Source organism: Planomonospora alba (genome assembly GCF_039534085.1).
GTDB classification, from domain to species: Bacteria; Actinomycetota; Actinomycetes; order Streptosporangiales; family Streptosporangiaceae; genus Planomonospora_B; species Planomonospora_B alba.
In genome coordinates, this window is the sequence record NZ_BAAAUT010000016.1 from 82605 (window position 1) to 95069 (window position 12465).

General features: G+C 72.0%; 10 protein-coding genes. 5 read left to right on the forward strand and 5 right to left on the reverse strand.

Annotated features, from left to right (window positions below):
• The first annotated feature begins 71 nt into the window (after positions 1-71).
• The gene (locus ABD823_RS12130; protein WP_344858867.1) at positions 72-947 is read left to right on the forward strand and encodes a hypothetical protein; all 876 of its coding nucleotides are present in this window, start codon (positions 72-74) and stop codon (positions 945-947) included.
• Positions 948-1053: 106 nt separating this feature from the next.
• Here ABD823_RS12130 and ABD823_RS12135 read toward each other — a convergent pair whose 3' ends face one another.
• Positions 1054-1395, reverse strand: a complete 342-nt coding sequence (locus ABD823_RS12135; RefSeq protein ID WP_344858869.1) for a histone-like nucleoid-structuring protein Lsr2 — start codon at positions 1393-1395, stop codon at positions 1054-1056.
• Positions 1396-2026: 631 nt separating this feature from the next.
• Positions 2027-3484: an MDR family MFS transporter gene (locus ABD823_RS12140; RefSeq protein ID WP_344858871.1), complete on the reverse strand. Its 1458-nt coding sequence runs from the start codon at positions 3482-3484 to the stop codon at positions 2027-2029.
• 310 nt (positions 3485-3794) lie between these two features.
• Here ABD823_RS12140 and ABD823_RS12145 point away from each other — a divergent pair, with 310 nt between their 5' ends.
• A complete protein-coding gene (locus ABD823_RS12145; protein ID WP_344858873.1) occupies positions 3795-4304 on the forward strand; it encodes a SigE family RNA polymerase sigma factor in 510 nt (169 codons plus the stop codon).
• The gene (locus tag ABD823_RS12150; protein WP_344858875.1) at positions 4304-4993 is read left to right on the forward strand and encodes a hypothetical protein; all 690 of its coding nucleotides are present in this window, start codon (positions 4304-4306) and stop codon (positions 4991-4993) included. Before ABD823_RS12145 ends, ABD823_RS12150 begins: the two co-directional genes overlap by 1 nt.
• 1064 nt (positions 4994-6057) lie before the next feature.
• On the opposite strand, the gene ABD823_RS12155 is transcribed toward ABD823_RS12150, so the two are convergent.
• Complete coding sequence (locus ABD823_RS12155; protein ID WP_344858876.1) at positions 6058-6606, reverse strand: TetR-like C-terminal domain-containing protein; 549 nt, start codon at positions 6604-6606, stop codon at positions 6058-6060.
• Between the two features lie 26 nt (positions 6607-6632).
• On the opposite strand from ABD823_RS12155, the gene ABD823_RS12160 reads away from it, so the two are divergent.
• Positions 6633-7748, forward strand: a complete 1116-nt coding sequence (locus ABD823_RS12160; RefSeq protein WP_344858878.1) for an FAD-dependent oxidoreductase — start codon at positions 6633-6635, stop codon at positions 7746-7748.
• Between the two features lie 237 nt (positions 7749-7985).
• Here ABD823_RS12160 and ABD823_RS12165 read toward each other — a convergent pair whose 3' ends face one another.
• Positions 7986-8930, reverse strand: a complete 945-nt coding sequence (locus ABD823_RS12165) for a restriction system modified-DNA reader domain-containing protein (protein ID WP_344858880.1) — start codon at positions 8928-8930, stop codon at positions 7986-7988.
• 53 nt (positions 8931-8983) lie between these two features.
• Here ABD823_RS12165 and ABD823_RS12170 point away from each other — a divergent pair, with 53 nt between their 5' ends.
• Complete coding sequence (locus ABD823_RS12170) at positions 8984-9409, forward strand: hypothetical protein (RefSeq protein WP_344858882.1); 426 nt, start codon at positions 8984-8986, stop codon at positions 9407-9409.
• A gap of 777 nt (positions 9410-10186) precedes the next feature.
• Here the strand turns inward: ABD823_RS12170 and ABD823_RS12175 are convergent.
• On the reverse strand, positions 10187-12397 hold the full coding sequence (locus ABD823_RS12175) for an ATP-binding protein (protein WP_344858884.1): 2211 nt from the start codon (positions 12395-12397) through the stop codon (positions 10187-10189).
• Positions 12398-12465 lie beyond the last annotated feature (68 nt).

A 12465-nucleotide genomic window follows, 5' to 3' on the forward strand; every position in this document is an offset into this window, starting at 1 on the left:
CATGGCGACATTCCAGGGGGGTAGCGAGCAGACAGACGCATCGGGCCGGCGACCGGTTGATCCGCGCCTCCATGACGGCCGTGGTCCTCGCCGTCGCGGCCGTCGCGTGGGTCTCCTCCTGGCACGCCGTGGCGGTCATCGAGAAGTACGGGGCCGAGGACACGCTTTCGGCGCACCGGGTTCCCGCGACGGCGGGCGGCGTGATCTACGCCTCGCCGATGGTGCTGCTCTGGTGCGCCCGGTACAGGCTGAAGGTGCCTCCCCCGGCCCGGTGGGCCCTGGTCCTGTGGATCGCCGCGACGCTCGCCGCGAACATCCTGCACGGAGTGGAGCGCGGTCCCCTCGCCGCGGCCTTCGCCGCCTGGCCCGCCATCGCGCTGGTGATCTCCTGTGAGCTCATCATGCGGGTGATCCACTCGGGTCGCGAACTCCTCGACCGGGAAGGACCCCTCGACCGGGAACAGGCCGGGGAGGCGGGCGGGGACGGCGAGGCGAACCGGGCCCCGGCGGCTGCGCGCCGGGAGGAGGGGTCCGGGACGGGCGGGCCGGAGGAAAGATCGGGTGCGCGGCCGCGTGCCGACGGTGACGGTCCGGCCCGCAACGGCCAGAGCGAGGCCGACCGGCGGGCGCTCGTGGCCGCACTGCTCGCCGAGGACCCGGACATGGGCGGGGCGGCGCTCGGCCGGGCGCTGGGCGTGCACGAGAGCACCGGCCGCAAATACCGCCGCGAGGTGGTGAACGGGAACGGCAGCCGTGCCGGCGAGGTGCTGAACGGTCTCGGCCCGGTGAAGCGAGCCGCCGGACCGGATGAAGTGGACAGCCCGAGCCCTGAAACAGCCCGAGCCCTGAAACAGCCCGGGTCCTTGAAGCGGTCCGGTCCGGTGAAGCGAACGCCCCGCCCGCATCCCGCGCCGACCGGCGCCGTCGGGACGAAAACAGTCCATTGAAAGGAGCGGTGCGGGCGCGGCCGATCGGGGCCTTTGCGGCGATTCCGGTTATCGTCCGCGGCGGACGCCGGAAAAGGCCCCCTCGGGAAGAGGGGGCCGGCGTGCCTTAATGAGCGGCCTCGTACTCCTCCACGATCGACGAGGCGATCCGGCCGCGCTCGCTGACGTTCATGCCGCGGGCCTTCGCCCATTCACGGATCTTCGCGCTCTTCTCGCGGTCCATCGCGCGGCTCCCGCTGGAGCTCCCTCGGCGGCCGCGGCCCTGCCGCTCAGGGCGGACCTGGCGGGCGGCGCTGATGAAGGGAGCCAGCGCCTCGCGCAGCCTGTCCGCGTTCTCGTCGCTCAGGTCGATCTCGTAGGCGGTTCCTTCGAGGGCGAAGGAAATGGTGCCCGAAGCCTCGCCGCCGTCGAGGTCGTCGACGAAAGTCTCCACGACTTTCTTAGCCATGTCATGCTCCAGATATGTTGTGGTGAGGCGTACCTTAGCGGTCTGCGGCAGCTCTTCACGTCAAAGGGCTCGGGCGTCGCGGCCTTTGGCGCCCTCTCCGGTAAGAGGAGCTACCAGAAGCGGTGCGGCCACCGTACCCTGATGCCGCGATCATAGTCGGGTGCGTCCAAGCCGGCGCCTCCGCGTTTTGTTCTCACCCTCTTCTCATGCTCCGCCGCCACGGCTCCATGCGGATTGAGGAGAAACCCGGCTTTCCCGGGTCGGATCCGATCCGCGCCGCTGCCGGAGGGGCGGGGGTTTCCCGTGCGGGACGGCACCCCGCATACCGGCGGCAGAGGGCCGGGAACCGGCTGCCACGGCGGCCGGGGAGCGCCGGGGCTTCGGGGCGGGGAGGCCGGGACCGGCGGGCCGGAGAAACGGTAAGCCGGAGAGGCGGGGACGCCGGAGAAACGGGGATCCGGGAGGCGGGGACGCCGGATGAGCCGGAGAAGAAAAGGCAAGGCGCCAGGTCTTCCGACCTGGCGCCTTCTGAGTCGTGCTGATCAGTCGTGTCCGGAGGGCGACGCGCTCGATGCGCGCATGCCTTTCAAGGAAGGCCCGGGCGTCGTGCTCCGCCGCCGTCCTACGGGCCTCATCGGCCGGAGACCTCGAGCTCGTCGGTGTTGCCCGCCCGGGCCGGTAGGAGCAGGGCGGTGACGACCACGGCCACGGACAGCGCCGCGCCGATGACGAAGGCCAGCCGCATGCCGCCGAGGTCGGCGAGCGCCTCGGCGGTCCCCGCGGACTTCAGGGCGTCGGCCCGTGCGCTCATCACAGTGATCACGAGCGCGGTGCCGATGGCCGCGGAGACCTGCTGGAGCGTGCTCAGGATCGAGCTGCCGTGGGAGTAGAGGCGCGGGGGGAGCACCCCGAGCCCGAGTGTGAACACCGGGGTGAAGGTCGCGGCCAGCCCCACCATCAGCAGCGCGTGCAGAGCGAGGAGCTGCCAGTACGGCGTGGTCATCGTGATCTGGGTGAAACCGGCGAGTGCGAGCATGATCCCGATCGCGCCGGGGACGACCAGGACCCGGCCGCCGAACCGGTCGAACAGGCGGCCGACGGTCGGGCCGAGCAGGCCCATCGCCAGGCCGCCCGGCATCACCAGGAGCCCGGCCTGCAACTCGTTGAGCCCGCGGACGTTCTGCAGGTACAGCGGCAGCAGCATCATCGAGCCGAGCATCGCCATGAAGGCCACCGCCATCAGGATCAGCGCGACCGTGTACGTGCGGTGGCGCAGGGTGCGCAGGTCCATCAGCGGCACGCCGCGCTTCTGCAGCGACAACTGGCGGAGGACGAAGACGGTGATGGTGGCCAGGCCGGCCGCCACGATCGCGGCGGCGGTGCGGACGTCACCGCCCTCGAAGCGGCTGAGCCCGTAGACCAGGCCACCGAACCCGGCGGCGGCGGTCACCACGCTGAACCAGTCGATGATGCCGGGCCGGGGCTCGCCGACGTTCCTGAGCTGCTTCAGGCCGCTCCAGGTGATCACGGCGGCGATGGGGAGCACCACGGCGAACAGCAGACGCCAGGACCCGAACTGGAGGATCACCCCCGAGACCGTCGGTCCCATCGCGGGCGCGACCGAGATGGCCAGCGAGACGTTGCCCATCACCCGCCCCCGGTCTCCCTCGGGCACCACCTGCATCAGCGTGGTCATCAGCAGCGGCATCATCACGGCCGTCCCGGACGCCTGGACGATGCGCGCGCCCAGCAGCACCTCGAACGACGGCGCGACGGCGGCCAGCGCCGTGCCGAGCAGGAACAGGCCCATCGCGGTGGCGTACGCGGCGCGGGTGGGCACCCGCTGCAGGAACCACCCGGTGATCGGGATGACCGCGGCCATGGTCAGCATGAAGGCCGTCGAGAGCCACTGCGCGGTCTGCTCGGTGATGTGCAGGGCGCTCATCAACCGCGGGATCGCGTTGATCAGGATCGTCTCGTTGAGGATGACCACGAACGTGGCGAGCACCAGCAACCGGATCACGGCCGGCGTGCGACCTGGAGCGGCGGTCGTGGGTTCGGCGGGTGAGTCGAGCAGTCGACTGGACACGGCACCTCGATCGGGGTCGTCGGACATGACTGTTCACGGCCGACGTCACGGCCGTGGGTCTCGCAAGGAGTGGTGGTCGTACAAGAATGACCGGCACCACCGACAAAACTCATCGACCGCGTCCAACCCTCGGGCAAGCGACGCGGAATGTCACCCGGTTTTCCACCCGCTCGCGGCGCCCGTGCCCGGCAGGGCCGCCTTCCGATGTGTCCGGTGGGCCGGAGCGAGGGAGAATCACCGGCCCGCGTTGCAACCCGTGCCCGGGCCGGACGCATCTCCTGGGATGTGAAGCCGTCCACCTGGGAGACCCATGAATCTTGACGAGGAGTACACCGCCTACGTGAGCGGCCGGCTGCCCTGGTTGCGGAGGATCGCCTACCCGCTGTGCCAGGACTGGCACCGCGCCGACGACCTGGTGCAGACGGCGATAACGCGGCTCTACGTCAAGTGGCGCCGGGCGCGGGCCGCCGACGACCTCGACGCCTACGTACGCACGATGCTGGTCCGGGTCTTCCTCGCCGAACAGCGAGGGGGCTGGTTCTCCCGGGTGCGGCCTACCTCCGCGATATCCCACCGGCCGATCGAGGACGGGGACCGGGACGCGGCCATGGACGTCAACCGGGCCCTCGCCGCCGTTCCTCCGCGGCAGCGCGCCACCCTCGTGCTGCGCTTCCACTGCGACCTGAGCGTGGAGCAGACCGCCCACGCCCTGGGCTGCTCCACCGGAACCGTCAAGAGCCAGACCGCCCGGGGCCTGGCAGCCCTGCGCTCGATGCTCGACGCGCCGGAGTCCCGTCTCGCACGTACGGAGGAACACTGATGGACGTCAAGCAGGTGTTCGACTCGCTGGCGCGGCAGGAGCAGCCGCCTGCCGCGGTGGACGTGAACCGGGCCGTCATGGAAGGGCGCGCCATGCGCGGACGTCGTCGTGCCGCCGTCGCCGGGGTCACGGCGGCGCTGGCGGCCGGGGCCGTCCTCGTGGCCGGGACGGTCCGTCCGTGGCCGGGGAGGCAGGACGGCGGCACCGTCGCCGTACCCGCGGCACCGGTCACGTCCGCGGCGGCCAGGCCCTCCGCCGCGGCCACTCCGCGGCCCGCCCACGAGGGATTCGCGGAACTGAAGCAGAAGCATCCCCCCTTGGGGAGGGTCGCCTCGGTGCCGCCGCTGCTGATGTGGGTGAGCGACGCGCCCCGCAAGAACGGGCTCATCCTGTGCGAGAGCGGGCCGCACGGCAGCGCCTGCGCCGGATTCCCGCCGCTCGCCGCCGATGAGTTCGCCCGGAGGCAGGGAGGGCTCCGCGGCGTGGAGGTCTGGTTCGGGGTGGCCAAGGACGACGTCCGCGCGGTGACGGCGGTCACCGGGGACGGGCGGAGGTATCCGGGCGAGCTCGCGCGAGGCGTCGGCGCGGGGCTCGCGCTCTGGGCGGTCGAGTATCCCCGGGGGGCCGATGTGCGGAGCCTCGTCGTCACCGGTGCCGGAGGGACGGTCCTGCAGCGGATCACCTTCTGAGGCGTCCGGCGGCCGCCGGACGGGTCCACGGGGGGCGGTCATGATCCTGGAGCTCGGCATGGGGGATCCTTTCCGGGGGCCGGGGGCCGGGGGCCGGGGGCCGGGGGCCGGCCGCCTGCCTCTGCAGGACGGGCGGGGCGCTTCCCGGAGCGTCACCTGGATGCGATGCGGCCGAGGGGATCGGTGCCCTTCGCGGGCCCGGCGCTCGCCTCGGACCAGGCGGTGTCCTCGGGGCGAGCGCACTGCGGAGGAACGCCCACGTGAGCCGCTGAGGAGGGCGACCCGTTCGGGGCTCTCGTCCGTCGTCTCCGTGACGGTGTGGCCAAAGATCCCGCCCGGTGAGTGCTCCGCCCCGAACAGGGTGAGCAGGCTCTTGGGCCCGGGGCTCAGGAAGCAGGCGTCGGTGAGCCACTCCGGCCCCCGGACGGTCCGGGCGGACCGGTCCTCGTCTCCCGCGACCACCAGGGCCGGCGTGGTCGTCTCCGTGAAGTCCGGGTTCATGAAAGGGAAGTGCTCGGCGGCGAACGGCGTCAGGTCGGCGCCGCCCGCGCCCGGTACGGCGAGCAGTACACCGGCCTTGATCCGCGGGTCGGACATGTCCTCGCCGGGGACGCCTGCGGCGTCGAGGACCCGCGCGCCCAGCGGCATGCTCGCCGTCTGGGCGCCCCAGGAGTGGCCGGCTGCGGCGACGCGGTCGTGGTCGGGGCGTCCCGCGAGGCCGGGAACGGAGGCTTCGCGAGGCGCTGCAGTCCGACGGCGCCGCCTTCGTGACCCTGCACGCCTGCTTCATCGACCGCCTCGTGCCCGTCTGCGCCGAACTGCTCGCCGCGGCCGCGTAGGCGGGCGGGATCCGCCCCGACGTCGAGGCCCTCGAGTCGATGCGCGGCGTCGGCAACCTCTGCATCGGCGCGGGCAAGGACCCGCGGTACGAGGCCCGGCGCATGGTCGGGATCCTCCTCGCCGGACTGCGCCCCTCTGGGGTCCGGCGCGGAGCGGGACGCGCCGGGGCGATCCCGGCGGGTTCGGCGCGGCCCCGGCAGTGGCGCGGCCTCCCGCCGGGCGGCTCAGCGCGGCGCGAAGCCGTGCAGCAGCGCCTCGACGACCTCGTCGGCGGAGGGCGGCGGCTTCTCCAGGAGCCCGCGGTAGACGACGAGCCCGACGAGCATGTCGCTCAGCAGCCACAGATCCGCGTCCGCCCGCACCTCGCCCCGCGCGAGCGCCCGCTCGTAGATGCCCCATGAGCGCTCCATCCGCGACCGCATCGCCGAGCGCATGATCTCGGCCACGGCGGGATCGCGCCCGGCTTCGCCGTATATCTGCCTGACCACCGGCGCGGACGCCTGCCACGCATCCAGCGTCTCGGAGACGACCACGCGCAGGTCGCCCGCGAACGACCCGGTGTCGGGCATCGTCACCTGAGCGTCCATCGCCGAGCCGAGCGCGTCGAGCAGGAGGTCCCGCTTGCCGGCGTAGCGGCGGAACACGCTCGCCCTGCCCACGGAGGCGACCTGCGCCACCTCGTCCATGGTGAAGTCCAGGCCCTTGGTGAAGATCAAGGTGGCGGCCGCCTGTTTGATGCGGAGGTCGACTTCGGGATCGGGCTTGCGCGCCATAAGTGAGACTCCTAGTATCAGATACTGTGGGTATCAGAATAGTCATCATAGGCGCGGGACCGGGTGGGCTGGCGGCGGCGCGCTCGCTCACCGCCGCCGGGCACGAGGTGCGGGTCCTGGAGCGGGCACCGGGACTGCGCACCTCGGGCGGCTCGGTGACGCTGTGGCCGGGCACGGTCCGCATCCTGCGCGAGCTCGGCGCCGACCCGTCCGGACTGGGCAGCCGCCTGACCCGGCTGGAAGGGTGGACGCCGGAGGGCAGGCGGTCGGTGGCCGTCGACCTGACCCGCGCCGAGCGCAGGTACGGCGCGCCCAGCGTGCACGTCGCACGCCGGGCCCTGGCGGAACGCCTGGCCGAGGGGGTGCCCGTCCGGTACGGGAGCGAGGTCGTGGCGGTCGCCCCCGAGCGGGCGGAGGTCACGCTGGCCGACGGGCGCACCGTCCGCGGTGACGTCCTGGTCGGCGCGGACGGCCGCAACTCGGTGGTACGGCGAGCACTGTGGGGCGGGGACCCGGCCGAGCGCACCGAGTGGGTCACCTGGCAGACCTTCGCCGACGCGCCCCGGGAACTGGTCGGCACCGGACGCTCCCTGGTCATCACCGGAAAGGAGGGGATGTGCGGCCTGTCTCCGGCGGGCCCCGGCCGGGTGCTGTGCTGGTTCGAGGTGCGGACGGCTCCGGGCCGGCCGCTCTGGCTGGACGAGGCCGACCCGGTCGGCCGGCTCAAGGAGGTCTTCGGCGGCTGGAGGGGCCTGGTGCCCGAGGTGCTGTCGGCGGTGACCGGGATGGAGGCGTTCCCGCACTGGCGCCACAAGGTGCCGCGGGTCTGGGGGAGGGGGCCGGCCACGCTGCTGGGGGATTCGGCCCACACGATGCCGCCCAGCCTGGCCCCCGGCACCAACCAGGCGGTGGAGGACGCCTGGCTGCTGACCCGCTCGCTGGATGACCTGCGCGGCTACGAGAAGACCCGGGCCGGGCAACTGCGCCTGCCCGCCAGGCTGGCCGGCGCCGAGATCACCAACCGGCCGGGCAGGCCGATGCCCGACGGCCTCGTGAGCGCCCTGTACTCCTGGTGGATCCGCAGGTCGAGCGGGTATCTCTCGCAAGGCCCGACCGGCCGGGGCGGCGACCTCGGAGGGTGAGGTCTCCCCCGGCCCGCGCCGGACGGGGACGTGGGAGGCGGACATCGCAGAAGAGCCCGGGCCGGAGAGCGAGCCCTTCATCGGTGAAGACGTGTCCGAGGGGGGAGCCGAACCAGCTGAACGAGCACTCCCTCAGGATGCCGCACGCGATCGACATTCAGCATCAGATATCAGGAACGGCAGGAGCGCCTGACTCCAGCGCCGCTCCACGGCAAGTGGTGACGTGGCTGATTTCGGTCACGGCACTCGACTACGGCGGCTTCTCAGGACTCCTGACACGATTGATCGATCGCGCAATTCACGCAGGGGAGTCCTGGTGCCGTCCTCGCTGACCAGGTGCCAGAGCTTCATACCGTCACAGGTCCTGGTGTTGCGGATGATGCAACCGGCATCGTCCGCCTTGCTGTAGAGCGCGCCGGTGCCTTTCAAGGCGATGCGGCCGTTGGCGTCGATCTCGGCCCAGTGGTCCGTTCCTTTGTGGGTGAGGACGATGCGCGAGCCCGGTTCGACGACCCCCGCCGAAACCATGCGCGCCACATCGGTCCTGGGCCGTGCGCGCGCAGGCGGCGCGAGGGGTGACGGCACGGTCATGAAGGGATCCCTGTGTTCGGGAAGGTCCTCTTTCCGGATACCCATCCGCTCCAGGGACCAGATCCGCGAGCACAGCCGCAGGTACAACTCCTGCCTTACCTTGATGACCTCGGCCATGGGGGTGTTGGGGCGAAACGGCCGCAGGAGGGACTCCAGCCCGTTCGCCTTGGTGAACTCGTGCAGCCGGGGGAAATTCGAGTGGTATTCCCGGTTGAGCACTCCTACCAGCACGTCCTGCCGGCCGTACCTTTTGACCTTCTCCTCGAATGGCATGGCGCCCAGGCTGGCGTTGTCCTTGTCGAGGAGCAGCACGAGCCCGCCGAGTTGATTGCGGAGGGAACGGAAGCGGACCGGGTCGGGCGCTTCGGCGCTGTGGCGGGCCGGCTTGTTCGCGAAGAGGTGTTCGATCTGGTAGGGCCTGGTGTCGCTCAGGTATTCGGCGACGTCACCCCTGCGCCCACAGCCTTCCTGCACGAACGCCGTGAGGCGAGCCAGCAGGTACTTGACCTGATGCCGATTCGTTCCTCGTAGCCCGAAACCGTCCAGGACGACGGCGTCGTACTCCTCCCGCGCCACTTGACGGCCCAGCACTCGGCTGACCCCGGCGGCGGTACGGCACTCCCGCTGGCGTGCAAGAAGGTTCGGTGAAGGGTGGCGAGTTCGAGGAGGTGATCGACAAAGGAGTGGAAACGATCGGTCCTGGTCAGCCCCAGATAGTTCTCGTTCCGGCGTACCCAGAGGTTGAGCGCTCTGCCGATCTCGCCCATGTCGTCGTGACCGCCGTCCACGCGGGCGTACCGGGCTTGGAGTGCGGCCTTGACGAAACGACTGGTGGCGCCATGGTCGTCTCGTGTGCTCGTGAGTTCGGCCAGCATTCTCCGCCAGCGGTCGTTCAGCTTCTCCTGCCCCTCGCCGACGTTGGCGAGGAGGTAGCTCTTGAGGAGGTCGACGGGGGTGAGCCGAGCCCCGCGGTCGTTCATCGACTCAACATTTACCAAGCTCGCTTGGCGACAGAAGCGGGCAGATCGATGCTTGGATTCCTGCCAGGGAGCGTGTCGTGTGTACCGTGATCTGCGAGGAGCCGTGTAGCCACGCCGCTTCCACCCTCGGGCGTTAAAGGTCCGGGTGGGTCCGAGGCTGCTGGCTGTGTGAACGGAGAGGGATGGCTGGCCGAGGCCATGGGATTCACGCTGAAGCTGTTCATTGACTAACCGCTGCAAACCGAAATAGCGGCGGAAGCCGAAGCGCGGTGACGGGCTTGAGCGCCCGTCACCGCGCTCGTACTGACCGGCGAGGGCTGCCAGCTTGACGGCCGCTGCCGGGTCGACGCCCAGCTCGGCCGCCGCCGGCACCGCGTCGGCGGGGTCGGGATGCCGGTCGAGGTGGTGGGCGGTGGCGGCCATGAGCCTGGCGGGGGTGTCCGGTGGCCAGCAGGAAGGTGGGGGAGCGACCGTAGCTCTTCATGCCGATGGCGTGGTAGCCGGGTCCGGGGTGGGCCGGCTCGTCCACACCGCGGGGGCGGACGGTGCCACAGGAGTGATCGTTGGAGTCGATCAGGGGAGCGAGCGGGCGAGTGGTCCCGAGAACGGGGTCCGGGTCGAGTCGTAGCTCCGCGGTGATGGAGTGGTCCGGCCGGTAGCCGGTGGCGAAGATGACCGTGTCCACCCGCTCGGGTGTGCCGTCGGACCAGATGACGTGCTCGCCGTCGAAGCGGGTGGACATCGGGCGCCGGTCCATCCGGCCCTCCTGCAGCACGGCGTTCTTCGCGGGCGCCATGTCGGTGAACCAGCCGCCGGCCGCCGCTGACGACCGTGACGCGCCGCCTTGCGGCGAGCCGGCGGCCGAGCTCAGTCCCGCCCGGAGACGGTGTCGGCACGTCGGACAAGCTCCCGGAACCGCTCGCCGAGCTCATCGGTGTCCAACGGGGCTGCGGACCCCGCCACGCCCTCCCACCACTGCGCCGACACCACGTCACCGAGGTCGGCCGCCACGGCCGCGGCCACGCCCGCCAGGTGTGCCCCCGGCCGGTGACCGTCCCTCCGGGGGACCAGCTCGCCAGCGACGGCGAGCATCACGGCCGCGTCGTCCAGGCGTCCTTCGCCGCGGGCGGCCTGCGCGCACTCCGCAAGGACCGCGGCCACCGAGAACCCGCTGCCCAGCTCCTGCGCCGTGGCCGCGGCCGCCCGCCAGTGCCGCGCCGCCGCGGACCGGTCACCGCGCAGCAGCGCGCCGTCACCACGGCCGATGGGCACGTGCACGGCCGCCCACACGTCGCGTTCAACGTCGAGGCGCGTCTTCACGTGGGCCTCTGCCCTGGCCAGCAGAGCCTCCGAACCGTCGAAGTCCTCCAGGCGCAGCGCCGCCGCCGACGCGAAGATCGCCGCCTCCGCGGCAAGCGAGGCGTCGTCGATCCGCTCGGCCAGCCGCATCGCCCGCTCAGCGGTGACGAACAGGTCCGCGGCGACGCGGTTGAACCCGGCGCGCGCCACCAGCCAGCGGGCCCTGGCCCGCTCGCTCAGGGCGTCCTCGTGCAGGCGGTCGGTCCAGGCGAGGCCTTCGTGGGTGTGCCCGGTCATCCACAGCGGCAGCCACACCGACCACAGCAGCTCGGCGGCGTCGTCGTGCCGGTAGTCGTCGACGAGCTGGTCGAAGCCGAGCCGCAGCACGTGGCGATCGACCTCGATCTGCTCGACCGCCGTCATGTCGCCGTGGCCCCGGATCCGCGCACCCTGTTCGCGCGCCGCCCGCAGGGCCCATCGAGCCACACTCCGACGGACCTGTGTCCGGTCGGCCGGTTCGAGTGTTTTCAGCGCGTACCGGCGGACCGGCTCCAGCAGCCGGAACCGCCCGGCCGGCCCCGCGTCGTCGCTGCGGGTGACCAGTGAGTGCTCGATCAGCTCGGCGAGCGCACCCGCCGCACCCGCCGCACCCGTCGCGTCCGGCGCAGCGATCGCGTCGACGGTGTTGAGGGAGAAGCTGCCCGGGACCATGGCGAGCCGGGGGAGCAGTCGCCGGGCCGCGGGGCCGAGTATCCGGCAGCTCCACTCGACGGTGGCCGCCATGGTGCGTTGCCGCGCCGGCAGGTCCCGCGGGCCGGCCACCGGCAGATCCGGCAGCTGATCGACCCACTTGAGCAGTGCCCGTGGCCCGAGTCGGGCGGCCCCGGCGGCCAGGAGCTCGATGGCCAGTGGTAGCCCGTCGGCCCGTCGGCACAGCTGCGCGACGGCACCGTCGTCCTCGCTCCCGGGGGACGGTGGCACGCCGGCGGCGGCCAGCCGTTCGTCGAAGAGCCGCACGGCCGCCGCCGGGCCGAGCGGGGCGATGCGCACTTCACGTTCCCGGCGCACCCGCAGCGGGACGCGGCTGGTGGCCAGGATCACCGCGTCGGGGGATGCCGCCAGCAGCTCGACCAGTTGCGGGCCGCAGGCCGTCACGCGCTCCAGGTTGTCGAGCACGAGCAGGACCGGCGCCCCGGCGAGGTGCGCGCCGAGGCCGGTCACCGTGTCGGCGTGAGATCCCGCGGCGCGGGCCATGACGGCGACGACGTCGTCGGGGTCGGTGACATTGGTCAGGTCGGCGAAGTACACGCCGCCCGGGTGATCGGCGGCCACCATATTCGCAACCACCAGCGCGATGGTGGTCTTGCCCACCCCGCCCGGGCCGGTGAGCGTCACCAGCCGGCCCCGCGTGGTGCGCAGGGCGGCGACGATCTCGGCGACCTCGTCGTCCCGCCCGAACACCGGGACGGCAGGAGGCGACGGCCGGTGGGGCGTCAACGTACGGGGCGGCATTTCGAGGGCCCCGTCCCCGGCCCGGCCCAGGGCGGACAGCAACGCTATGCGGTCGGCGTCGCGGAGCTGCAGCGCCGAGGCCAGCGACCGCACGGTGCGCGGCTGCGGCTGGGTCCGCCGCCCGCGTTCTAACGCGCTGACCGCGTCGACGGACAGTCCGGCGGCGGCGGCCAGCTCCTGCTGGGTCAGCGACCTGGCTTCCCGCAGGTCGCGCAGCATGGCCGCGAAGCTGCTCGTCTTCCGCGCTGGTCTCGACGAATCGTTCATGAGCTGAATTATGCTCACCAGGGCGGCGGTGTCCGGGCGTTGTCCGGGCGTTGTCCGGTTGCCGGGCA

Coding starts and splice junctions, on each gene's coding strand:
- ABD823_RS12130 (WP_344858867.1), top strand. CDS start 72: ATGACGGCCGTGGTCCTCGCCGTCGCGGCCGTCGCGTGGGTCTCCTCC.
- ABD823_RS12135 (WP_344858869.1), bottom strand. CDS start 1,395: ATGGCTAAGAAAGTCGTGGAGACTTTCGTCGACGACCTCGACGGCGGC.
- ABD823_RS12145 (WP_344858873.1), top strand. CDS start 3,795: ATGAATCTTGACGAGGAGTACACCGCCTACGTGAGCGGCCGGCTGCCC.
- ABD823_RS12150 (WP_344858875.1), top strand. CDS start 4,304: ATGGACGTCAAGCAGGTGTTCGACTCGCTGGCGCGGCAGGAGCAGCCG.
- ABD823_RS12155 (WP_344858876.1), bottom strand. CDS start 6,606: ATGGCGCGCAAGCCCGATCCCGAAGTCGACCTCCGCATCAAACAGGCG.
- ABD823_RS12175 (WP_344858884.1), bottom strand. CDS start 12,397: ATGAACGATTCGTCGAGACCAGCGCGGAAGACGAGCAGCTTCGCGGCC.